Source organism: Flavobacterium lipolyticum (assembly GCF_020905335.1).
GTDB classification, from domain to species: domain Bacteria; phylum Bacteroidota; class Bacteroidia; order Flavobacteriales; family Flavobacteriaceae; genus Flavobacterium; species Flavobacterium lipolyticum.
This window is the reverse complement of record NZ_JAJJMN010000001.1, coordinates 1,765,959-1,789,085: the sequence shown is the minus strand read 5'-3', so window position 1 is coordinate 1,789,085 and position 23,127 is coordinate 1,765,959. Positions and strand designations below refer to the sequence as shown.

The following is a 23,127-nucleotide window of genomic DNA, read 5'->3' as shown; positions in this document are numbered from 1 at the left end:
TTCACTTTCATAAAAGTGCAACAAAATTATCATTATAGTGTTTAGAAAAATAACGCTAAAAGTACTTTTTGTATCGCTACATGTTTTTTTGTTTCTAAACAGCTGTTTTTATGCAAAAAGAAGTATTTTTGTAGCAAAATCAAGTTGTTAGAAAAGGTTTGTTTAGAGTGATTCTAAATAACATTTTGCATTTACGCTAATTTTTGTTTCAAAAAAATATCGCTATGAGTTCTCAGGAAATTATTAAAATCGAAGATGACTTTACGCTGATCCGTTTTCAAAACGACAGTTCAGAGCTCTTTTTGGGGCAGCACGAAGTAGGTAGTGGTCTGATACAGTTTCATTTCGGGATAAAAGGCAATGCTAAATTTTTGTTCAATCAGGGAACTTATGCTCTGGAATTGAAAGAAGAAAAATCGCTCCTTTTGTACAATCCACAAAAAGAATTACCATTGAATTTAGAACTTTCTCCAAATTCCTGGGTGATTTCGGTAATCGTATCGATCAAAAAATTTCACGCGTTGTTTTCTGCCGAAGCAGATTATATTACTTTTTTAAGTCCTGATAATAAGGACAAAAAATATTATAACGAAGGAAATATTAGTCCCTCTATGGCTATTGTGTTGAGTCAGCTGTTTCATTACAACCTGCATCCGTCCATAAAAAACCTTTATTATAAGGGAAAGGGATATGAATTACTCAGTCTGTATTTCAACCGAACCGAAGATCCAAATGCAGAACAATGTCCGTTTTTGATTGATGAAGATAATGTTTTGAAAATAAGAAGAGCCAAAGAAATTATCATTGCTAATATGGCTGAGCCACCAGGTTTGCAGGAACTGGCGGATGAGATTGGCCTGAATCTTAAGAAACTTAAAATGGGTTTCAAACAAATTTATGGCGATACGGTTTATGGATTCTTGTTTGATTACAAAATGGATTTCGCCCGAAAATTACTCGACAGTGGTTCTTATAACGTAAATGAGGTAGGGCTAAAAATTGGTTACAGTACAGGGAGTCATTTTATTGCGGCATTTAAAAAGAAGTTTGCTACAACTCCGAAAAAGTATTTGATGTCGATTAATGCAAATGTTTAAGTTTTAAACAACCGGAACGATAATAAAGTGCCGGGGCAATTTCAGAAATGAACTTGAAAGTATCTGCGAAATCTGCGTGAAAATTTCTAACGAATCAATTTTTGATATTTGACAATAAACAAAAAGTAACATTTATCATATTTCTAAAAAGTTTGAAGTTCTACTTTTGACGAAATTTTTTAAAACAAACATATTAAAAGCTTAAAGCTTAGAGCTTAAAGCCTAAAGCAAAAAAAACATAATGAAAGGCGTATTATTAGTAAACTTAGGATCTCCGGAAAGCCCGGAACCAAAAGATGTAAAACCATACTTAGACGAATTTTTAATGGATAAATACGTGATCGATGTTCCGTATTTGTTAAGAGCTTTGTTGGTTCGAGGGATTATTTTAAGAAAAAGACCGGAAGAATCAGCACATGCTTATGCGAAAATATGGTGGGATGAAGGTTCTCCTTTGGTCGTGCTTTCTGAAAGAATGCAAAAAAAGGTTCAGCCTTTGGTAAATGTACCGGTTGCTTTAGCAATGCGTTACGGAAGTATGACCATCGAAAAAGGGCTTCAGGAATTATATGAAAAAGGTGTTACAGAGGTATTGCTTTTCCCTTTATACCCACAATACGCAATGGCTTCGACTTTGACTATTTTAGTTAAGGCAGAAGAAATTCGTAAAAAGAAATTTCCACAAATGACTTTTACTGATGTTCCTGCGTTTTACAATAAACCGGATTATATCAAGAATCTGGCCGATTCTATTCAGAAACATTTGGTTGGTTTTGATTACGATCATTTATTGTTCTCGTACCACGGAATCCCGGAACGTCATATTCGTAAAACCGATGTGACGAAATCACACTGTAAAATTGACGGATCTTGTTGCAACACCCCTTCACCGGCGCATGATTTTTGCTACCGTCATCAATGTTATGAAACAACCAGGCAAGTCGTAAAGTTATTAGGACTTTCTGAAGATAAGTATAGCTTAACTTTTCAGTCACGTTTGGCGGGAGACAAATGGCTGGAGCCTTATACGGATGTTGAAATTGATAAGATGCCAGCAAAAGGAATCAAAAATTTAGCCGTTGTAACACCAGCTTTCGTTTCGGATTGTTTAGAAACTTTAGAGGAAATCGCTATGCGTGCCAAAGAAGATTTTGAAGCAAACGGAGGCGAGGAGTTTTTGGCAATACCTTGTTTGAATGACGACGACGAATGGTGCCAAACGGTAGGTAACTGGATTAACGATTGGGTTTCTAAATAAATTTATCGGTGGAGAACTTACCTGTTAATTACCATGAAACACTTCTTCTGCTAAAAGAAAGAATTAAATTGGCTCAGTATAAGAGTCTATCTTTAGTTAATACAGAGATGATTTTGATGTATTTAGACTTTGGAAAAGTGCTCTCTGAAAGGTCGAAATTGGGTTGGGGTGAAAGTATTGTGGATAACTTATCTAAAGACTTACAGATTGAATATTCTGGTGTAAAAGGATTCTCCTCGCGAAATTTAAGAAGAATGAAGCTTATTTATGAGGAGATAGAACGTAATTCAATTTGGACACAAGCTGTGGCCAAAATACCTTGGGGACATACAAATATTATATTTTCTAAATTGAAAGACTCTGAAAGGAGAAGTTTTTATCTGCAAAAATGTCTAGAAAGAGGATGGAGCAGAGCTGTTTTAGAAGAAGAAATACGATTTGACAGTTTTGCAAAAGCAAATGATTTTCAAAGCAATTTTTCTAGTACGATTGCTGAAAATAAATTAATTGACTATCGATTAGAATTTAAAGATGAGTATAATCTTTCCTTTTTAAATTTGGAGGATATTCATACAGAAAGAGAATTAGAGAATGCAATTGTGAATAACATTACAAGGACATTAGGACAGTTTGGAAATGATTTTGCTTTTATGGGAAAACAATTTAGACTGGAATTGGATGAAAAGGAATATTTTATTGATATTCTTTTTTATCATCGAAAACTAAAGTCGATGATTGCAATTGAACTTAAAACGTCGGAATTTAAACCAGAACATAGTCAACAGTTAAATTGGTATTTACAATTGTTAGATAAAACAATTAAATATCCGGAAGACAATCAAAGTATTGGCATACTACTTTGTAAAACTAAAAGTAAGCTCACTGTAGAATATGCTTTAGAGATGGCAAATAAACCAATTGGTGTGGCAACATATAATTATCGTCAATTACCTGAAAACATAGCGAAATATCTCCCGACGGAGCAAGAATTTGAAAAATTATTACAATCTAATACTGATGATAAATAATGGAATACTATAACTATTTAAAATCACTGCATCTTATTTTTGTGATTACCTGGTTTGCAGGACTATTTTACATTGTTCGTTTGTTTGTATATCAAATTGAAGCCAGTGAAAAACCATCTCCCGAGAAAGAAATTTTGCAGGCACAGTACAAAATAATGGCCTATCGTTTGTGGTACATTATTACATGGCCGTCAGCAGTATTGGCGAGTATTTTTGCTTTTTGGATGCTGCTTTTTACCGATTTAGGAAATGCCTGGCTTAAAATGCCCTGGATGCATGTGAAATTGTGTTTTGTTTTTTTACTTTACCTGTATCATCTAAAATGCCATCAGATTTTTAAACAATTACAAAACGATGAGGTGAAATATTCCAACAACTTCATGCGTTTATGGAATGAAGGCGCTACCATCATACTATTTGCAGTAGTTTTTTTAGTAGTTTTAAAAAGTGCCATCAACTGGATTTTTGGTGTGATCGGAATCATTTTATTTTCAGTTCTGATTATGTTGGGATTTAGATTTTATAAAAGAATAAGAGAAAAAAAGTAATTAGTAAAAAGTGATTAGTAATTAGTTTTTAAACTTTTACTCTTCACTAATAACTCTTCACTAATAACTAAATATGTTTAACAACTTCAAAATGTCAATGCTTTCGCTGCGTGTCAGGATTTTCCTGTCAATGATTGTATTGATTGTTGTGGCATCGTTTTTATTAGCTTCTATTTCCATTATTCAGTTTAAAAACGAGGCAAAAGAATACCATCAGGAACGTCTCGAGCGCAAAGAAAATGCCGTAAAAGAACACATCAATTATGTGCTTTCCACAACAACATATCCTTTAAAAACCGCCAACCTGGATTTGATTTTTAAAGATAAAATTCACGAACTGGCTCAGATTCATAAAATCGAAATCAATATTTACAGTCTTGACGGGAAATTATTGAAGTCCTCAAAGGAGTCTTTCGCTGTTGATAAAGTTGCTCCTCCAATTCCCGAATACATCCTGAAATTAGTGCGCTCTTCTATCGAAAAACGTTTTGTAGATATTAAAACCATTGATGGTGTTAAAAACAGATCGTCTTACAGTTTGATTAAAGACGAAAAGTTCAAACCGCTGGGGATTCTAAACCTTCCCTATTTAGAAGACGATGGGTACTACGATAATGAGCTCAATACCTTTTTGATTCGCTTAAGTCAGGTATATTCCTTCATGCTGATTGTGGCTTTTGGATTGGCTTATTTTTTATCGACTTATATTACAAAATCGCTTAAAACAATTTCCGATAAACTGGAAGAAACCAATTTAGATCAGAAAAACGAAAAGATTGTTTTAGAAGCCAACAGTAAGGAGGTTAATTTCTTAATCAAAGCTTATAACGGAATGGTGGATAAACTGGAAACCAGTGCTATAAAATTAGCCCAAAGTGAACGTGAAGAGGCATGGCGCGAAATGGCGAAACAGGTAGCCCACGAAATCAAAAATCCGCTTACACCGATGCGGTTGACTGTGCAGAGTTTTCAACGTAAGTTTGACCCAACTGCGCCGGACGTTAAGCAAAAACTAAATGATTATTCAGAGACCTTAATCCAGCAAATTGATACCATGACAGCGGTGGCTTCGGCATTCTCGAACTTTGCTTCGATGCCGGCACAACAAAATGAAACCTTAAACGTGGTTGAGGTCGTGGAGCTTGCTTTAGATATTTTCAATGAAGATTATATCGTTTTTGAAAGTGAAGAGGAAGAAATTATCTCCAAGATGGATCGTACACAATTGATACGGGTTATCACCAATCTTGTTAAAAATGCAACACAGGCGATCCCGGAAAGTCAATTTCATAAATCGATTGTAGTTACTGTAAAACGCATAGACGACGATGTCGAAATTGCTGTAAAAGACAACGGTATCGGGATTCAGAAACAGGATATCAGCAGAATTTTTGAGCCAAAATTTACCACAAAAACAAGTGGAATGGGACTTGGACTCGGAATTATCAAAAACATCATCGAAAATTACAAAGGAACAATTACCTTTGAATCAACTTACGGAAAGGGAACGACATTTAGAGTTTCTTTACCGATAACCAACTCATAAAATTAGCATCATGAACTACGAAAATCTTTTAATCTCAATCGAAGAAAAAATTGCGACCGTAACCATCAATAGGCCTACCAAATTAAATGCGTTAAACAAAGCTACAATTAGTGACTTAAGCAAAGCAGTGAAGTTGTTGGGCAAAAATGATGATGTTCGTGTTATCATTATCACCGGAAGCGGGGAGAAGGCATTTGTAGCCGGAGCTGATATTTCGGAATTTGCCAATTATACCATCATCGAAGGAGCGCAATTAGCGGCTGAAGGACAGGAAATTTTATTTGATCTTATTGAAAATTTGAAAAAACCTGTAATTGCGGCTGTAAATGGTTTTGCTCTTGGTGGAGGATTGGAATTGGCAATGTCTTGTCATTTCAGAGTAGCCTCAGACAATGCTAAAATGGGCTTGCCGGAAGTAACTTTAGGATTGATTCCTGGTTATGGAGGAACGCAGCGTTTGCCACAATTAGTAGGGAAAGGCCGTGCGATGGAAATGATTATGACTGCTGCTATGATTGGTGCAGAAGAGGCCAAACAATACGGTTTAGTGAATCATGTAGTGCCACAAGCAGAGCTTTTGGATTTTACTACCGGAATCGCTCAGAAAATTATTAAAAATGCACCATTTGCAATCGCTAAAGCCATAAAAGCGATCAATGCGAACTATGCTGATGGTAAAAATGGTTTTGACACCGAGATCAAATCATTCGGAAAATGTTTCGGGACTCAGGATTTCAAAGAAGGAACAACGGCATTTTTAGAAAAACGTAAAGCTGAATTTACAGGGAAATAATTTTTTTTCATAACCGCTAAGACCGCAAGGGTTTACACAAGGTTCGCAAAGTTTTTAATTTTCCTTGTGCCCTTTGCGTAAATCTTAGCGAACTTTGCGGTAAAAAACCTCAGCATCTCAGAATCTTAGAACCTTAAAAAAATGTACGAACCAATATTTGCCCTTTTTTGTGAACGAGTTAAAGAAAGCATCCAGGCGGGAACCTTCGCAAAATTGACTTTGGCCAAAACAATGGGCGATACCGAGATTAAGAATATTTATTTTCGTTTAGTTTTGAATGAGGATAATACCTTCTCTATTTCTTTAACAACCAGATATAAAACCGAAGAAGTTGAAAGCGTTCATACCTTAGACGAAGCACTATTGGTATTAGGAACTTATATTAAAAATCCATTTTTAACAGCTTTACTGTTTACCACAGATAATGATTTGACTTTTAAGGTGAACAAGAAGAATGCTGGAAGTATTATCGAACAGCCACCAACGTTTAAAAACGCTTCTCCGGTTATGCTGGAAATGATCGAGAAAGGGATAGTTTAAAGGATACTATTTATCGTTACGGTTATTTTGTAGAGAAATGGTTTGAAGCAAAGGCCTGGTTCCGATGGAACTATATTGTTTTTTTGCATTTTTTGGGTCAACGGATTAAAATCCGTTGCTACAATATGTTCCGTTCCTTTGGAACTTTAATTGTATGGTGTGTTTCCAGATTATCGAATTAAAATCTATTGCGACATCATTTATCATTTCTCTGAAATTTTCTGAAGATATGATTAAAAGAGAGCCATAGGCTCGTTCTTTAATTTTGTAGGGACGGATTTTAATCCGTCCAAACGATAAATTCCCACAGAATTGAGAGCCATAGGCTCGGCCCATTTATGGAGATCTAAAAAAATCTTTATCCATAGCGAATAATAAACCTCTAAACCAGCTTTACAAACAAGTTTGAGGCAATTTTATTCGAAATAGACAATTCCCGTCCATCCACCTTAATTTTAACGGACAAATCAAACGATTCTTTCGATAAAAGATCAATTTTAGAGCCCAAAGCAATTCCTTGTTTGTCCAGATACTTTAAAAACTCCGAGGAAGTATCTTTTACTCCCACACAAACTCCGGTTTGATATTCTGTTAATTCTGAAAGCAATTGTTTCTCGATTTTGACGATTCGTCCGTTGGCATCGGGAATTGGGTCTCCGTGCGGATCTTCTGTAGGGTTTCCCAGAAAATCATCCAGACGATTAATCAGTTGTTCCGATTTGATGTGTTCCAGCTGTTCGGCAATATCATGAACTTCATCCCAGGAAAAGCTGAGTTTTTCTACTAAAAAAACCTCCCATAAGCGATGTTTTCTAACAATCATTTTGGCGGCTAGTTTCCCGTTTTCAGTCAATGAAACTCCTTGATACTTTTTGTAATTCACTAAATCTTTCTCCGACAATTTTTTAAGCATATCGGTAACTGATGAAGCTTTGGTTTCCATCATTTCGGCAATGGCATTGGTGCTCACTTCAGCATCGTTTGAAGCCGTAAGGTGGTATATGGATTTAAGGTAGTTTTCTTCTGAAAAAGTCATTTTTTTGAGGTTCTAAGGTTCTAAGGTTCTAAGGTTCTGAGTTGCTAAGTTAAAGGACTCTAAAAACCTGAGGACCTTAGCGACTTAGAACCTTAGCCACTTTATTTAACAATTAGCAAAGGTATAGAAATTTTGTGTCTCAATTTGTCTACCGTTGTGCCAAACAAAATATCTTTTAGTCCGGTGTGGCCATGGGTTCCCATTACTAAAATGTCGAAATTACCAAGATTGATGATTTCCGGAATCACACTGTTGGGTTTTCCAAAGCCTAGTTCCGTTTCGATTTTGAAACCTTTTGAGGACAGCATCTCTTTATATTCTGATAATAGTTTTTCGTCGATAGTCGTTTCATGATCGTCGACATTGCCTCCATACATCAAAGCTCCAACAGTTTCAACGATGTGAATTAAGGTGTATTGCGCGTCGATTCCGCCCAGTTCAAAGGCATTGTTTAGTGCAGCTTCATCGGCCTTAGAAAAATCGACTGTAATCGCTATATTTTTCTTGCCATAACTTTCTTTCGGCGTATAGACCAGTTTTAAATGATGCGGGGAATGATTCTCGATATTTGATTTTATTCTAGTGACAAAAGGCTTGAAAATAATGTACAGCAATAAAGTCAGAAATCCGAAGGCGAGCGGAACGACTGTCAACCAGAGTACGGTTGGGTTATCAGAGTTTTGCAGCCACGAAGTGATTTCGTCATACACCAGCTTTGCATTGAGAGTTACTATAATCGAAGCAATAATCCATGCGGCGACCTGTGTCGTTCTTGAAATATGAAAACCTTTCATTTTGGTTTTATCGCTCACGAAATGAATCAGCGGAATAATCGCGAAACCAAGCTGTAAGCTCAGGATAACCTGACTTAAAATCAATAATTTCCCTGTTACGCTTTCTCCATAAATTAAAATCACCACAACGGCAGGTACAATAGCGATTAGTCGTGTTATAATTCTTCGAACCCAAGGCTGGATGCGTAAATTCAAATATCCTTCCATTACAATCTGACCCGCTAAAGTTCCGGTCACGGTTGAGCTTTGCCCCGCAGCAATTAAAGCCACCGCAAATAAAATAGGCGCCCATTTAGTTCCCAGTAAAGGTTCGAGAAATTGATGCGCATCCTGAATTTCAGCCACTTCAAACATTCCGTTTTTGTAAAAGGTAGCAGCTGCAAGGATCAGAATGGCCGCATTTACAAAAAAGGCCAGGTTTAAGGCGATGGTCGAATCTATAAAGTTGTATTTCAATGCCTGTTTGATTCCAGCCGGAGTCCTGTCGAATTTTCGGGTTTGTACGAGTGACGAATGTAAATACAAATTGTGAGGCATCACCGTGGCACCAATAATTCCGATGGCAATGTACAAAGCGGCAGAACTTGGAATTGAAGGAACCAGACCATAAATAACTTTATCCAGTTCAGGTTCTGCAAAAATCATTTCAAATATAAAAGAGAATCCAATGATCGCCACCAATACAATAATAAAAGCCTCCATTTTTCGGATTCCTTTGTTAATCAGGAATAGTAATAAGAAAGTATCCAATACCGTGATTAAAACTCCTTCGATTAAAGGGATGTCGAAAAGAAGATTAATTCCAATCGCCATTCCCAGAACCTCTGCAAGGTCACAGGCTGCAATAGCAATTTCGGCTAAAAAATATAAAATGTAATTGATAGACCTGGAGTAAGTCTCCCGTGATGCCTGAGCCAAGTCACGTTGGGTCACAATTCCAAGCCTTGCACTTAAGCTTTGAAGCAGCAACGCCATCAAATTACTCATTAGTAAAACCCAAAGTAAAGAATACCCAAACTGACTTCCGCCGGCAATATCTGTCGCCCAGTTTCCGGGGTCCATATAACCGACACTTACCAGGTAGGCCGGTCCTAAAAAGGCTAATATTTTTCTAAATCCTTTTTTTTTATGTTGTGTAGCAACCGATTGGTGTACTTCTTCTAAAGATTTGGTCATTGTAAAAATGTTGTTTGAACAAATATAGGGATAAATTATATCTGCACAACAATATTTTTAGACAAGTCTAAAACTTAATTGTTTGAATTCAAACAGTTCGGACACAATCCTGACAAGGTGAAGTTTATCTCATTTACTTTATAATTGTGCGGAATAATGTAGCTAGGTTTTACATTTTCCAGACAAGTGACCTCGAGACATTTTTCACAGCTAAAATGAGCGTGGTTGTGAATGTGTACTCTTTGAGCATGATGATGGCATTTGGCATACTTTACGGTACCGTCAAGATTCACAATTTTATGAACGATATCTTCATTTACTAACCGGTCTAATATTCTGTAAACGGTCACACGGTCACACAAATCATCAATCTGTTTGTGAATTTCGGTGTGGGACAAGGCTGTTTTAGATTTGTCAAAAATCTCTAAAACCGCTGTCTTTGCTGCTGTATTTCTTGTTGTTTTCATTTTTAAAGCATTAAAAAAATTAACGCAACAATGTTGCATTAAAAATAAAGTTCTATATTTGCAACATAATTGCATTAAGCAAATGTACTGAAAATGAAGAAAACAACGACGCCTTTTTACGATATATTAGGAATCTCAAGTGCTGCCATTTGTCTGGTTCATTGTCTGATATTTCCGCTACTTACTATTTTGCCTTTGGGTATTAGTCATAATCCATTTATCGATTTGACCTTTGCCTTAATAGGTTTAATTGCAATCCTCAAAATTATTAAAAAATCAAGTCTTTTAGTCGCTACAACTTTGATTTTATCGATATCTCTGATTTGGATCAGTATTTTGAGTGAAATGATACTGGATATTCATTTGGATCTGATTTTTATTGGCGGGATCGGAATGATTATCGGACATCTTCTAAATTATAAAAAACACAAACACATTTAGTAATGAAAAAACTACCCGTAACCGTTTTAAGCGGATTTCTTGGCGCAGGAAAAACAACTCTTCTCAATCATATTCTTCACAACAAAGAAAACCTTAAAGTTGCTGTTATCGTAAATGATATGAGTGAAGTTAATATAGACGCGCAGCTCGTGAAGAAGGAGCATACCTTGTCCAGAACCGAAGAAAAACTGGTTGAAATGACGAATGGCTGTATTTGCTGCACCTTGCGGGAAGATTTAATGCTTGAAGTCGAAAAACTGGCCAAAGAAAGCAGGTTTGATTATTTGCTTATCGAAAGTACAGGTATCAGCGAACCCATTCCGGTAGCCCAGACTTTCTCTTTTGTGAACGAAGAGGAAAATATTGACTTGTCCAGATTCAGTTACATCGATACCATGGTGACCGTTGTAGATAGTTTTAACTTTTTTAAAGATTTTGGTTCGGCCAAAACACTGCGGGAGGAAAACTTATCCGATCTTGAAAATGACAATAGAACGATCGTCAACCTTCTGGTAGATCAGGTAGAATTTGCTAATGTTATCATTTTGAATAAAACGGATCTCGTTAGTATCAGATCATTAGAATTTTTGAGAGCTTCTATTCAAAAGCTAAATCCTGTGGCGAAAATAATCACTTCGGTTTCAGGCAAAGTAAATCCAAACGAAATTATGAACACCGGATTATTCAATTATGAAGAAGCCGAAAATTCAGCGGGTTGGATTCGGGAATTAGAAGGTATTCATACACCTGAAACTGAAGAATATGGAATTAGTTCTTTTGTATTTCGAGATCCCAGACCTTTTCATCCCAATCGGTTGTGGAATTTTTTTACATCCGATTTTCCCGCCAACATCATTCGAAGTAAAGGACTGCTGTGGATGGCATCCCGACCGGAACAAGCGATAAACTGGAGCCAGTCCGGTGGATCAATGAAAGCCGAAGGAGCCGGAGTCTGGTGGGCAAGTATGCCGCTAAGCGAACGAATGACCTTTAATAATTTTGTTGAATTTCAGGATATTATAGAAGAACGATGGACTTCTAATTTCGGCGACAGACTCAATGAACTTGTTTTTATTGGTCAGAAAATAAAAGAAACAGAAATCCTGAAAGAGCTTGAAAAGTGCCTTTGTACAAATGATGAAATTGTAGATTATCAGGACGGATTTTTCCCGAAGAAAGATCTATTTCCCATACCAAGAACTTCTTAAAAATAGAATATAGTGAGAGATAAAAATAAATACGATGTTATAATTATTGGCGGCAGTTATAGCGGGCTTTCGGCAGCGATGAGTCTGGGGCGTTCTTTGCGACAGGTTTTGGTGATAGACAGTGGTTTGCCCTGTAACCGACAAACGCCTTATTCGCATAATTTTATCACACAGGATGGTGAAAAACCTGCCGTTATTTCGGCGAAAGCTTTAATTCAGGTTGATTTTTACGATACCGTTCATTTTTATAACGGATTAGCGATTCGGGCAATTCAAACAAAAGATGGATTTGAAATCAAAACAGAATCCGGAAAAGTGTTCATTTCTAAAAAGTTATTGTTCGCAACCGGAATAAAAGATTTACTACCCCAAATGGAAGGTTTTAGCGAATGCTGGGGAATTTCGATATTGCATTGTCCGTATTGTCACGGTTATGAAGTCAAAAAGGAAAAAACAGCGATTATCGCTAATGGTGATATAGGGTTTGAATATGCTAAACTCATTTCGAACTGGACGGAGGATTTAAGAGTCTTAACGAACGGAAAATCAGCTTTTACCACAGCGCAATCTCAAATTTTACTACAACATAAAATTAAGGTTATGGAAGATGAAATTGCTGCCGTAAAACAGGAAAATGGAAATATTCAGCAGCTTATTTTCAAAAGTCAAGCTACAATTGAAGTAAAAGCTATTTATTTCAGAGCGCCTTTTGAGCAACATTGCCCACTTCCGGAAGCTTTAGGCTGTGAATTGACAGAACAAGGTTTGTTGAAAGTAGATGCGTTTCAAAAAACAACAATTCCCGGAGTTTTTGCCAGTGGTGATTGTCATATTCAGGCGCGATCTGTTGCTATGGCTGTTTCTTCAGGATCTTTTGCCGGGGCTTCGATTAATAAAGAACTGATTGATGAGTCATTTTTAGGTTAAATCGGATAAGCTTTCCATGTGATTAAAATAGCTGCAAAACCTTGAATTGAAGTTAGATCAAAGTTTTTTGCGTTAGGAACACTATTTGTCAAATTTAATTTTTAGTTTTGTCTAAATTTAATTTTATAATAATGAAAAAACTATTTTTGATGCTGCTTTTCTTTTGTCTGCAGTTTTCATTTGCTCAGGAAACCAGTTCTGTTTCCGGAATTATTTCAGGTGATGGCCATGAATTGCAGTTGGCAAACGTACATTTATTGGGAACAAAATACAGATCGGTAACGGATAGTTTAGGATATTATAACTTCGAAAATGTACCGGTTGGAAATTATACGCTTCAGGTTTCACTGGTAGGTTTTCGGACTTCAAAAAAGAAAATCGACGTTACAAAGGGCGCTGTTCAAACGTATGATTTTGAATTGGACGATACAGACAATCAATTGAATGAAGTAGTGGTTTCGGGAACTTTAAAAGCAGTTAAACGTTTGGAAAGTGCTGTTCCGGTTGAGGTTTATTCCCCTGTGTTTTTTAAGAAGAATCCAACACCGAGTATTTACGATGCGCTTCAAAACATAAACGGCGTCCGTCCACAGTTGAATTGCGGCGTTTGTAATACGGGAGATATTCATATAAACGGTCTCGAAGGCCCGTATACTTTGGTTTTGATCGATGGAATGCCAATTGTCAGCAGCCTTTCAACTGTTTATGGCTTGTCCGGAATTCCGAATTCTCTGGTGGAAAGGATTGAGATTGTAAAAGGTCCGGCTTCTTCTCTTTACGGAAGTGAGGCTGTTGGGGGATTAATTAATATTATAACTAAGAACCCAACGAATGCTCCGGTTTTTTCGGCAGATTATTTTACAACAACGTATCTAGAAAATAATCTCGATTTGGGAATGAAATTTAATGCCGGTAAAAAGGCGACTTCACTTTTAGGAGTTAACTATTTCAATTACGATCAGATTATCGATAAAGACAACGATAATTTCACCGATGTGACGCTTTCTAAAAGGATTTCGGTTTTTAATAAATGGAGTTTTCATCGAAACGACAACCGTCTTTTTACCATAGCAGCACGTGGTATGTATGAAGACCGTTGGGGAGGAGATGTTCGTTGGGAAAGAAAATACCGTGGAGGTGATGAAATTTACGGTGAAAGTATTTATACGAAAAGGGGAGAATTAATTGGAAGTTACCAACTGCCTTTTGAAGAAAAACTGATGCTATCGTTCTCGGGGAATGTACATTATCAGGACAGCCGTTACGGAACAACATCGTATATTGCGAATCAAAAAATAGGGTTCCTGCAGTTAACCTGGGATAAAAAGATTGGCAGTAATGATTTCCTTGCCGGAATAGCAAGCCGATATTCCTATTACGACGACAATACGCCGGCAACAAAAATTGCCGAAAAAACCTGGTTGCCGGGAATTTTTGTTCAGGACGAAATAACGTTTTCTCCAAAGAGTCAGGTTTTGTTAGGGGCGCGATACGATTATAATTCTATTCATGGTTCTATTTTTACACCCCGATTTGCGTATCGTTTTAAGGCAAATGAAAATACGATTTTCAGGTTAAATGCCGGAACAGGATTTAGAGTGGTGAATTTGTTTACCGAAGATCATGCAGCGCTTACGGGATCACGAGATGTGGTGCTTAAAAGTGATTTAAAACCGGAAAAATCAGTAAATGTTAATTTGAATTATATTCAGAAAATAAACTTTGACAGCGGAGTTTTTGTCGGAATCGAAACAACGGCTTTTTATACCCGTTTCAGTAATAAAATCATTTCAGACTACGAAACCGATCCCAATAAAATCATTTACGACAATATCGATGGTTATGCTCTCAGTCAGGGAATCAGTACGAATATCGATGTCAATTTCACCAATGGTTTAAAGTTTATTTTAGGAGCAACCGTTTTAGACAATAAAAATGTTCAGGACAAAATTTCACAGCGACCGTTCTTAACCGAAAGATTTACCGGAACCTGGAGTGTCTCGTATAAAATAAACCCTTGGAATTTAGTGCTGGATTACACCGGAAATGTTTACAGTCCGATGAAATTGCCCTTGTTGAATGAGTACGATCCGAGAAATCCAAATTCACCTTGGTACAGCATTCAGAATATTCAGTTTACGTTTACAGGCTGGAAGAATTTTGAACTTTACGGGGGAATCAAAAATCTACTGAACTTTACTCCGAAACAAAATAATCCGTTTTTGATTTCGAGAACGAATGATCCTTTTGATAAAAATGTACAGTACGATTCGGCGGGAAAAGTATTGGTTACACCGGATAATCCATACGGTTTAACTTTTGATACCACTTATGTTTACGGACAAAACCAAACGATTCGAGGGTTTTTAGGATTGCGATACAGTTTTAGGTAAATTTGTGATTCACAGATTCATAAATGTTTTTTATTTGCCACGAATTCACGAATTGCCCTTTTTTTAGATAAAGATTTACAATTTAATTCGTGAATTCGTGGCAGAAGAGCAATCCTTTACATTCTGTTGAAAAAAAACAAAACAATGAAAAAGCTATTTCTACTTATTTTCTTCTTCGGTATAACTTCAAGCGGTTTCTGCCAGTTAAAAAGCAGAACATTTGAGGAGGTGGATAGTTTGGCGCAATTTCAAAAACGAAAAATCATTGTTTTCATTCACACCGATTGGTGCCAGTATTGCCAGAGAATGAAAAATACGACGTTTAAAAATCAGGAAGTGAATGAAAAACTCAATTCAGACTTCTACTTCATCGATTTGAATGCCGAAGCAAAGAGAGCGATTACCTTTAACAAACACATTTTTAAATACAAGCCTTCAGGAAACAATGTGGGTGTCCATGAACTGGCTTTGCAGCTTGGCACCATAAACGGACAGCTTGTGTATCCGGTTTTATGTGTTTTGAATGAGGAGTATGAAATTATTGCTCAGTATAACAGTTACTTGAAGCCTACCGATTTTAAACTGCTTTTGGAAAAGCTTCAAAAATAAAATTTCTTATTTTTGAGGATGAATTCTTCGCAAATCAAACACTTCGATTACATTTTTACCGGAACGGGTTTAGCAGCTTTGATGACCGTTTACAAAATGGTATTGTCAGGGAATTTTGCGGATAAATCGATATTATTACTGGATCAGGACGTAAAAAAGACCAATGACCGAACCTGGTGTTTTTGGGAAAAAGGAGATTCAGTCTGGAGTTCGATTGTTCTTAAAAAATGGGATTCGGCTTTGTTTGCCAATGAAAATTTCAAACGTGATTTAAATTTCAAACCTTATCAATACAATCAAATTCGGGGATTGGACTTTTATGATTTTGTTTTTGAAGAGTTGTCTAAACATTCCAATATCACTTTTTTAAATGAGAAAGTAACTGATATCAACGAACTTGAAACCCATGTTTTTGTAGGTTCAGAAGAGAATAGGTATACTTGTAATTATTTACTGAATAGTATTTATACCTCATCGACTGCATTAAGTCAAACGAAATATCCCGTTCTGCAACAGCATTTTGTAGGTTGGTATGTGAAAACCGAAAAAGAAGTCTTCAATCCGGAACAGGCTACTTTCATGGATTTTTCGGTGGAACAAAAAGGGAACACTAGATTTATGTATGTACTGCCTGTTTCTAAAACCGAAGCTTTGGTTGAATATACTTTATTTTCGGAGAACTTGCTTTCAACGACGGACTATGAAAACGAGATTCAGATTTATTTAGAAAAACGAGGTATTGAGCAGTATGATATTGTAGAGAAGGAGCAGGGAAGCATCCCGATGACTTGTTATCCGTTCTGGAAGAAGAATACTAAAAGAGTTCTAAATATTGGAACTGCCGGAGGGTGGACCAAAGCCAGTACAGGTTATACTTTTAAAAGTGCTGATAAAAAATCAGCTGATTTGGTGGAGTTTCTCTATTCTTCGACATCAATTAGGATGACCGCCTTTCATAAAAGAAGCCGATTCTGGTTTTATGATTTACTGCTTTTGGACATTCTGTATCGCCATAATGAATTGGGAAGCGGTATTTTTTCCTCATTATTCAAAAAAGGAAATCCGTCTTTGATTTTTAAATTCTTAGACGAAGAAACTACTTTGATCGAGGATGTTAAAGTTATTTTAAAGTGTCCTAAAGTGCCATTTATAAAAGCGTTATTTAGAGTGATTTTTCTGCCAAATAAATTTAACTTAAACCAATAACCTTTGAAAAACACTATTTTAGGATTCAGTTTCTTTTTTTCGATTATCTCTTTTGCACAAGTATCCAAAAATAAAGCTCAGGATGCTATTCAGGTCAAATACTTAGACAGTTGTGCCTATAAGTACAATTATACTTTTGAAATGGCGGAATGGCAGAATTGCATCGACGAAGGTCTAAAAAAAGATAGCACAATAGCTTATCTGTGGCAACAAAAAGCAATGCCGTATTTTAAATGCAAGAAATACGAAGTCGGAATGCCTTTTCTGGATAAAGCCGTTCGTTATAATAAACAAGAATGGCTTCCGTACCGGGCTTTTATAAAATGTATTTTTGCGAAAACGTATAAAAGTGCGATTGTTGATTTTGAAGAATGCATTAAACTTTACGGAAACAGTTATGTCATGGATCATACCTATAGTTTTTATATAGGACTTTGTTATCTGCAATTGAATGAATACAATAAAGCCGAAAAGCTGTTTGACGATTATGTAAATGACATTTATAAAAACAGACAACAATTAGAACATCCTACAGCGTATTTTTATCAGGGAATTGCCAAATACGAGCTCAAGAAATGGGACGAAGCACTTGTTATTTTTGATAAAGCGCTCAAAGTATATCCTGAATTTTCGGATGTGAAATATTATAAAGCGGTTTGCTGGTTAAAGCAGGGTAAACCAAGAGAAGAAGTCGTCGCTTTGGTTGGCATTGCGAGAGATGATGCTGCTAAGGGGTTTTCTCTTAATGAAGACAATACGATTTATGAGACTTATCCATATCAGAAGAAATTCACCAAACAATAGATTGTTTTAGGTGTTTATTTTTTATGGCTTTACAGCTTTCGACTAAATCAATTGAACTATAACAAAACTTTATACCACAAATTAAGTAGTTGCGGGTAAACTTTGTAACTTTGCAAATCAAAAGTAAAATTTAAAAATAAGAAATATGTATCCACAAGAAATGGTAAAACCTATGGAGGCTGAATTAACAGCTGCTGGTTTTCAAGATTTACATAGTGCAGAAGCAGTAGATAATGCTATCAAAGCTGAAGGTACCACTTTAGTTGTTGTAAACTCTGTTTGTGGTTGTGCTGCAAGAAATGCACGTCCGGGAGCAAAAATGAGTTTAGAAGGCGCTAAAAAACCAGATCACTTAATTACAGTTTTCGCTGGTGTTGACAAAGATGCAGTTGATGCTGCAAGACAACATATGTTCCCTTTTCCTCCATCATCGCCATCTATGGCTTTGTTCAAAAACGGAGAATTAGTTCACATGTTAGAGCGTCACCACATCGAAGGTCGTCCGGCTGAATTAATCGCTGAGAATTTGAGAGACGCTTTTAACGAGTTTTGTTAATTTAAGGGACTAAGATTCTGAGTTGCTGAGGTTCTAAGGTTTTAGACTCAAAGTGACAGAGGTATAAAGAGTTATAACAAGAAGCACTATTTTCATAGTGCTTCTTGTTGTTTTATAAGGTTTTAAAACCTTAGTGCCTTAGAATCTTAGTAACTCAGAACCTTTACGGATTCCATCCCCCGCCAAGGGCTTTGTACAATTGCACCATCGAACTTAATTGTCTTTCAGACAACTGTGAAAGACTTAATTGCGCCTGAAACAAGTTGCTTTCGACATCTAAAACTTCCAGATAAGAAACATAACCGCTGTCATATCTTTCGTAGGACAGTTTATAGTTTATTAAAGCCGCATTAACCTGTCGGTTTCGGGCGTTCCATTCTTCTTTGTAGGTTTTGATGTTCTGAATAGATTGTTCTACTTCATTAACCGCAGAAATATACGTTTTTTGATAGGTAAACTTGAGTTCTTCAGCCTGTTGTCTGTATATTTCTACTCTGCGTTTGTTTCTTCCAAAAGCAAATATAGGACCGGTAACTCCCGCAGAAGCATTTTGCGAATAAGAACTTCCTAAAAACAAATTGCTTAAATCGGCGCTGGCGAATCCTGCAATTGCTGCGAGGTTAAAAGAAGGAAAGCGCATCGCCTGGGCGGTTCCGATTCTTTCATTGGAAGCTTTGTATTTTAATTCTGCCGCTTTCACATCAGGTCTGTTTTCCAGTAAAGCGGACGGAATTGATAACGGTATTTCGCTTACAATTCGCAATTCGGTATTGGATTTTCCTCTGGGAATTTGTGATGGAAGCTGACCGGTAAGAAGGGAAATAATATTTTCCTGAATCGTTATCTGTCTTTTAATGTTAGGAATAGTTGCTTCGGCGATCGCGACCTGTTGTTCGATTTGTGCTTTGTCTACCTCAGAGATATAACCGCTTTTGAATCTTTGGTTTATAATTTCATAATATTTTTCCCGGGTAGAAAGGGTATGCTGTGCGATCTCTAACTGATCGTCGAAATTTCGCAACTGAAAATAAGCCGTAGCAATATCACTCACAATATTTGAAAGTACAACTTTACGGGCTTCCTCAGTAGCCAGAAGTTCATTTTGTACCGCTTTATTTTCATGACGGTATCTTCCCCAAAAATCAATTTCCCAGGACATGTTTGCACTGACATTTGACGGCGTCAGATTTTTTTCGTTGCTGTTTATGGTTGCTCCATATTGAAAAGAGGGTAATAGATTTGTTTTAGAGTATCCTAGTTGGGCCCTAAGCTGATCAATTCTGGTAACCGCAATTTTTAAATCATAATTATTCTGAAGCCCCTTTGTAATCAGGTCTTTTAAAACATCATCATTAAATAAATCAAACCATTTTAAGTTGACGACCGTGGCGAGACTGTCTAAATTTCGTTCGTTTTGATAAGAATCAGACTTTAGCTGTTCCGGCTTTTTATACTTAGGCCCCACCATACAGCCTACAGGCAATAAGAAGAGTAGAAGGATAATGGCTATTATTTTATATTTCTTAATCATCATGGCCAGTGGTATTAGAGTCCTTATTATTTTCCGTCGTTGCGATAGTATCTTTTTTCTTTTTTCCGATGTTTTCAATCATGACAAACAAGCCAGGTACAATTAATACCCCCAAAACGGTGGCGATTAACATACCGCTAAATACTGCCATTCCCATTACAATACGTGCCTGAGAGCCCGCACCCGTAGCCGTTAAGAGCGGAACAACACCAAGAATAAAAGCAAAGGCCGTCATTAGAATCGGTCGGAAACGAAGTTTTGCAGCGACCATAGCCGATTCGTACAGCGGTTTTCCTTTTTCGTATTCTTCTTTGGCAAATTCGACAATAAGGATCGCATTTTTGGCAACCAATCCGATTAAGAGCACTAACCCAATCTGAGCAAAAACATTGTTGACATAAGCATCACTTCCGATTCGGGCTAATAGCAGTCCCAAAAAGGCACCAAAAACGGCAAAGGGCGCACCAAGCAAGACACTGAAAGGTAACTTCCAACTTTCGTACTGTGCGGCCAGAATTAGAAATACAAATACGAGTGCCATGATAAATACAGAACTTCCGCCGGGAGAATGTTTTTCCTGATACGAAAGGTTGATGTAATCGTAACCCATATCCGCCGGCAGGGTTTGTTTGGCTACTTCTTCTAAAGCTTCTAAAGCTTGCGCACTACTGTAACCGTCATTCGGACTTCCGCCGATTTCGGCAGATCGGAACAGATTGAGACGATTGGTAAAATCAGGGCCCATAACCTTTGAAGCGGTTACCAATGTGGAAATAGGAAGCATATCACCATCATTATTTCTGATATAAATCAGGTTTAAATCTTCGGGTTTTACCCTATTGACGGCTTCACCTTGTATGAAAACCTTGTATTGACGTCCAAAACGATTAAAGTCATTTACATAACTTCCCCCTAAAAAGGCACCTAAAGCTTCGGTAACTTTCGAGACCGGAACACCAAGTTTCATGGCTTTGTCGTTATCAATATCCAATTTGATTTGTGGAGAACCGGCATTAAAAGTGGTATAGATTCGTTTTATTTCCGGACGCTGTTGAGCGGCGGCTATAAACGCCTGAGTCTGTTCGGCTAAATATTGTGGAGTATTACCCCCTTTGTCCTGCAGCATTAAACTAAAACCTGCGGAAGCACCCAGACCCTGAATGGCCGGAGGACCAAATCCGAATACGGAAGCAGTGGTGATTTGAGTCGCAAATTTTTTGTTTAAGCGGTCCACAAATTGTTTAGAAGTTTCATCTCTTTCTTCCCAGGGTTTTAATGAGATGAAAATAAAGGCACTGTTCGGCTGGTAAGAATTGGTAAGCATACTAAACCCGTTGATCGTAGTATAGGATAGTATGGATTTCTCTTCTTTTAAAAAACGGTCTACTTTTCGCGATATTTCATCTGTACGCTGTAAGGAAGAGGCTGGAGGTAGTGACATATTGACTAATACATAACCCTGATCTTCTTCGGGAATAAAACCTAACGGAATTTTTTTGCCTAATACTACAACGGCAGCCATGATTACGGCCAGTAAGACTACAATTCGCATTGATTTTTTGGCAAAAAAAGTAGCTCCTGTTAGATATCTTCCGGTAACTTTTTCGAAAATTCGGTTAAAACCGGCGAAAAATTTGGCCAGCCATCCGGTTTGTTCTTCAATTGGTTTGGTCGGTTTTAATAACATGGCACATAAGGCAGGACTTAAAGACAAGGCACTAAGGGCTGAGAACGCTACCGATACCGCAATAGTGATGGCAAACTGCTGATAAAAACGACCCGTGATTCCCGGAGTCATGGCAACCGGTACAAAAACAGCAATCAAAATTAAGGCAATGGCAATTACAGGACCCGATACTTCTTTCATTGCCTGAATGGTAGCTTCCCGCGGACTTTTGCCTTTTTCGATATGATGAATAACGGCTTCTACCACAACAATAGCATCATCGACTACAATACCAATAGCCAATACCAATCCTAAGAGTGAAAGTGTGTTTATCGAAAATCCTAATAAAGGAAAAACGGCAATGGTTCCCACTAAGGAAACAGGAACCGTTATTAAAGGGATTAAGGTAGCACGCCAGTTTTGCAGAAAGATGAACACCACCAGAATTACCAGTATAACCGCTTCAAAGAGGGTGTGAACAATATCTTCCACTCCGGCAGTAATGGCAAGAGTCGTATCGAGTGACTCCTGATATTCGATATCTTTTGGGAATTTTTCAGAAAGGTCTTTCATGGCTTTTTTGGCCAGTTCAGCTACTTCAAGCGCATTACTTCCGGGCATTTGATAAACTGCCATTACCGCACTTGGCGAACTGTTTCGTCGTGCAGACGAACTGTAATTCTCGGTTCCCAGTTCAATTCGGGAAATGTCGCTGAGTAAAACCTGTGCCCCGTCTTTTTTACTTCGAACAACGATTTCTCCAAATTGTTTTTCCGTTACCAGACGATCCTGAAGCGTAACACCATAAGTAAACTCAGTACCCGGTGGCGCAGGTTCAGCCCCGAATTTTCCGCCGGGACTAATCATGTTTTGGGCGTTCAGCGCATTTTTTACATCATCAACCGTAACTCCCAGTTTGCTCATGACATCGGCCTTTAACCAGATACGCATCGAATAGTCACTGCCTCCAAAAAGAGCAACCTCTCCAACACCTTTTATACGAGCCAGCTGATCTACAATATTGATACTCGCATAATTGTTTAAGAATTTAGCGTCATATTTCGGATTGTTTGAGGTGACAGTAAACAGCATCATCGGAAACGATAAGGACTTTTTTACCACAACCCCTTGTTGTTTTACACTGGAAGGCATAAAAGGCGAAGATTGATTTTGCCGGTTTTGAGTCAGCATATTGGCATTGTCCAGATTTGTTCCCACATCAAAAGTTACTTCAATGGTACAGGCACCATCAGAAGTATTGGTAGATTTCATGTACAGCATATTTTCTACACCATTTACTTTTTGCTCAATAGGTGTAGCAACAGCTTGTTCAACATTCAACGCATTGGCACCTGTAAAACTCGTATTGATTTTAACAACTGGCGGATTAATGTCGGGGTATTGCGAAATAGGCGTTTTTTGTAATGCCAGTAACCCGAGTATCACAATAATAATACTCATTACTATAGCAACGATTGGTCTTCGAACGAAAAATTCTCCCAT

At 37.3% G+C, this 23,127-nt stretch carries 20 protein-coding genes; 15 read left to right on the top strand and 5 right to left on the bottom strand.

Annotated features, from left to right (window positions below):
* The first annotated feature begins 224 nt into the window (after positions 1-224).
* The 7 genes from LNQ34_RS07955 to LNQ34_RS07925 all read left to right on the top strand — a co-directional run bounded on the left by LNQ34_RS07955 (position 225) and on the right by LNQ34_RS07925 (position 6,810).
* The gene (locus LNQ34_RS07955) at positions 225-1,097 is read left to right on the top strand and encodes an AraC family transcriptional regulator (protein ID WP_017495824.1); all 873 of its coding nucleotides are present in this window, start codon (positions 225-227) and stop codon (positions 1,095-1,097) included.
* Between the two features lie 241 nt (positions 1,098-1,338).
* Complete coding sequence (gene hemH / locus LNQ34_RS07950) at positions 1,339-2,355, top strand: ferrochelatase (RefSeq protein WP_229999152.1); 1,017 nt, start codon at positions 1,339-1,341, stop codon at positions 2,353-2,355.
* An 8-nt stretch (positions 2,356-2,363) separates the two neighbouring features.
* A complete protein-coding gene (locus tag LNQ34_RS07945) occupies positions 2,364-3,383 on the top strand; it encodes a PDDEXK nuclease domain-containing protein (RefSeq protein ID WP_229999151.1) in 1,020 nt (339 codons plus the stop codon).
* Complete coding sequence (locus LNQ34_RS07940; RefSeq protein ID WP_229999150.1) at positions 3,383-3,931, top strand: CopD family protein; 549 nt, start codon at positions 3,383-3,385, stop codon at positions 3,929-3,931. The genes LNQ34_RS07945 and LNQ34_RS07940 overlap by 1 nt, the downstream gene beginning before the upstream one ends.
* A 130-nt stretch (positions 3,932-4,061) precedes the next feature.
* Positions 4,062-5,477: an ATP-binding protein gene (locus tag LNQ34_RS07935; protein ID WP_017495829.1), complete on the top strand. Its 1,416-nt coding sequence runs from the start codon at positions 4,062-4,064 to the stop codon at positions 5,475-5,477.
* Between the two features lie 10 nt (positions 5,478-5,487).
* Positions 5,488-6,270 carry an enoyl-CoA hydratase/isomerase family protein gene (locus LNQ34_RS07930; protein ID WP_229999149.1) on the top strand — a complete coding sequence of 261 codons (783 nt, stop codon included), beginning with the start codon at positions 5,488-5,490 and terminating at the stop codon, positions 6,268-6,270.
* A gap of 141 nt (positions 6,271-6,411) precedes the next feature.
* The gene (locus tag LNQ34_RS07925) at positions 6,412-6,810 is read left to right on the top strand and encodes a hypothetical protein (protein WP_202700779.1); all 399 of its coding nucleotides are present in this window, start codon (positions 6,412-6,414) and stop codon (positions 6,808-6,810) included.
* Positions 6,811-7,192: 382 nt separating this feature from the next.
* Here LNQ34_RS07925 and LNQ34_RS07920 read toward each other — a convergent pair whose 3' ends face one another.
* The 3 genes from LNQ34_RS07920 to LNQ34_RS07910 form a co-directional block, all read right to left on the bottom strand.
* Positions 7,193-7,846 carry a metal-dependent transcriptional regulator gene (locus LNQ34_RS07920; protein ID WP_017495832.1) on the bottom strand — a complete coding sequence of 218 codons (654 nt, stop codon included), beginning with the start codon at positions 7,844-7,846 and terminating at the stop codon, positions 7,193-7,195.
* A 101-nt stretch (positions 7,847-7,947) separates the two neighbouring features.
* Positions 7,948-9,816, bottom strand: a complete 1,869-nt coding sequence (locus tag LNQ34_RS07915; RefSeq protein ID WP_229999148.1) for an Nramp family divalent metal transporter — start codon at positions 9,814-9,816, stop codon at positions 7,948-7,950.
* 74 nt (positions 9,817-9,890) lie between these two features.
* On the bottom strand, positions 9,891-10,283 hold the full coding sequence (locus tag LNQ34_RS07910) for a Fur family transcriptional regulator (RefSeq protein WP_017495834.1): 393 nt from the start codon (positions 10,281-10,283) through the stop codon (positions 9,891-9,893).
* Between the two features lie 93 nt (positions 10,284-10,376).
* On the opposite strand from LNQ34_RS07910, the gene LNQ34_RS07905 reads away from it, so the two are divergent.
* From LNQ34_RS07905 to LNQ34_RS07870, 8 genes are all read left to right on the top strand, one after another.
* Positions 10,377-10,724, top strand: a complete 348-nt coding sequence (locus LNQ34_RS07905) for a MerC family mercury resistance protein (protein ID WP_202700781.1) — start codon at positions 10,377-10,379, stop codon at positions 10,722-10,724.
* 2 nt (positions 10,725-10,726) lie between these two features.
* Positions 10,727-11,932, top strand: a complete 1,206-nt coding sequence (locus tag LNQ34_RS07900; RefSeq protein ID WP_229999147.1) for a GTP-binding protein — start codon at positions 10,727-10,729, stop codon at positions 11,930-11,932.
* 12 nt (positions 11,933-11,944) lie between these two features.
* Positions 11,945-12,859 carry an NAD(P)/FAD-dependent oxidoreductase gene (locus LNQ34_RS07895; protein ID WP_229999146.1) on the top strand — a complete coding sequence of 305 codons (915 nt, stop codon included), beginning with the start codon at positions 11,945-11,947 and terminating at the stop codon, positions 12,857-12,859.
* A 131-nt stretch (positions 12,860-12,990) separates the two neighbouring features.
* Positions 12,991-15,252 carry a TonB-dependent receptor gene (locus LNQ34_RS07890; RefSeq protein ID WP_229999145.1) on the top strand — a complete coding sequence of 754 codons (2,262 nt, stop codon included), beginning with the start codon at positions 12,991-12,993 and terminating at the stop codon, positions 15,250-15,252.
* A 144-nt stretch (positions 15,253-15,396) separates the two neighbouring features.
* Entirely contained in the window at positions 15,397-15,861 is a 465-nt protein-coding gene (locus tag LNQ34_RS07885) for a thioredoxin family protein (RefSeq protein ID WP_229999144.1), read from the top strand.
* Positions 15,862-15,879: 18 nt separating this feature from the next.
* On the top strand, positions 15,880-17,067 hold the full coding sequence (locus LNQ34_RS07880; RefSeq protein WP_230000584.1) for a lycopene cyclase family protein: 1,188 nt from the start codon (positions 15,880-15,882) through the stop codon (positions 17,065-17,067).
* Positions 17,068-17,070: 3 nt separating this feature from the next.
* The gene (locus LNQ34_RS07875) at positions 17,071-17,871 is read left to right on the top strand and encodes a tetratricopeptide repeat protein (RefSeq protein WP_229999143.1); all 801 of its coding nucleotides are present in this window, start codon (positions 17,071-17,073) and stop codon (positions 17,869-17,871) included.
* Positions 17,872-18,016: 145 nt separating this feature from the next.
* A complete protein-coding gene (locus LNQ34_RS07870; protein WP_202700790.1) occupies positions 18,017-18,427 on the top strand; it encodes a BrxA/BrxB family bacilliredoxin in 411 nt (136 codons plus the stop codon).
* 163 nt (positions 18,428-18,590) lie between these two features.
* Here LNQ34_RS07870 and LNQ34_RS07865 read toward each other — a convergent pair whose 3' ends face one another.
* Entirely contained in the window at positions 18,591-19,961 is a 1,371-nt protein-coding gene (locus LNQ34_RS07865; protein ID WP_229999142.1) for an efflux transporter outer membrane subunit, read from the bottom strand.
* On the bottom strand, positions 19,951-23,127 hold the full coding sequence (locus LNQ34_RS07860; protein WP_229999141.1) for an efflux RND transporter permease subunit: 3,177 nt from the start codon (positions 23,125-23,127) through the stop codon (positions 19,951-19,953). Before LNQ34_RS07860 ends, LNQ34_RS07865 begins: the two co-directional genes overlap by 11 nt.

Coding starts and splice junctions, on each gene's coding strand:
- LNQ34_RS07955 (WP_017495824.1), top strand. CDS start 225: ATGAGTTCTCAGGAAATTATTAAAATCGAAGATGACTTTACGCTGATC.
- hemH (WP_229999152.1), top strand. CDS start 1,339: ATGAAAGGCGTATTATTAGTAAACTTAGGATCTCCGGAAAGCCCGGAA.
- LNQ34_RS07940 (WP_229999150.1), top strand. CDS start 3,383: ATGGAATACTATAACTATTTAAAATCACTGCATCTTATTTTTGTGATT.
- LNQ34_RS07935 (WP_017495829.1), top strand. CDS start 4,062: ATGATTGTATTGATTGTTGTGGCATCGTTTTTATTAGCTTCTATTTCC.
- LNQ34_RS07930 (WP_229999149.1), top strand. CDS start 5,488: ATGAACTACGAAAATCTTTTAATCTCAATCGAAGAAAAAATTGCGACC.
- LNQ34_RS07925 (WP_202700779.1), top strand. CDS start 6,412: ATGTACGAACCAATATTTGCCCTTTTTTGTGAACGAGTTAAAGAAAGC.
- LNQ34_RS07920 (WP_017495832.1), bottom strand. CDS start 7,846: ATGACTTTTTCAGAAGAAAACTACCTTAAATCCATATACCACCTTACG.
- LNQ34_RS07915 (WP_229999148.1), bottom strand. CDS start 9,816: ATGACCAAATCTTTAGAAGAAGTACACCAATCGGTTGCTACACAACAT.
- LNQ34_RS07910 (WP_017495834.1), bottom strand. CDS start 10,283: ATGAAAACAACAAGAAATACAGCAGCAAAGACAGCGGTTTTAGAGATT.
- LNQ34_RS07905 (WP_202700781.1), top strand. CDS start 10,377: ATGAAGAAAACAACGACGCCTTTTTACGATATATTAGGAATCTCAAGT.
- LNQ34_RS07900 (WP_229999147.1), top strand. CDS start 10,727: ATGAAAAAACTACCCGTAACCGTTTTAAGCGGATTTCTTGGCGCAGGA.
- LNQ34_RS07890 (WP_229999145.1), top strand. CDS start 12,991: ATGAAAAAACTATTTTTGATGCTGCTTTTCTTTTGTCTGCAGTTTTCA.
- LNQ34_RS07885 (WP_229999144.1), top strand. CDS start 15,397: ATGAAAAAGCTATTTCTACTTATTTTCTTCTTCGGTATAACTTCAAGC.
- LNQ34_RS07880 (WP_230000584.1), top strand. CDS start 15,880: ATGAATTCTTCGCAAATCAAACACTTCGATTACATTTTTACCGGAACG.
- LNQ34_RS07870 (WP_202700790.1), top strand. CDS start 18,017: ATGTATCCACAAGAAATGGTAAAACCTATGGAGGCTGAATTAACAGCT.
- LNQ34_RS07865 (WP_229999142.1), bottom strand. CDS start 19,961: ATGATGATTAAGAAATATAAAATAATAGCCATTATCCTTCTACTCTTC.
- LNQ34_RS07860 (WP_229999141.1), bottom strand. CDS start 23,127: ATGGGAGAATTTTTCGTTCGAAGACCAATCGTTGCTATAGTAATGAGT.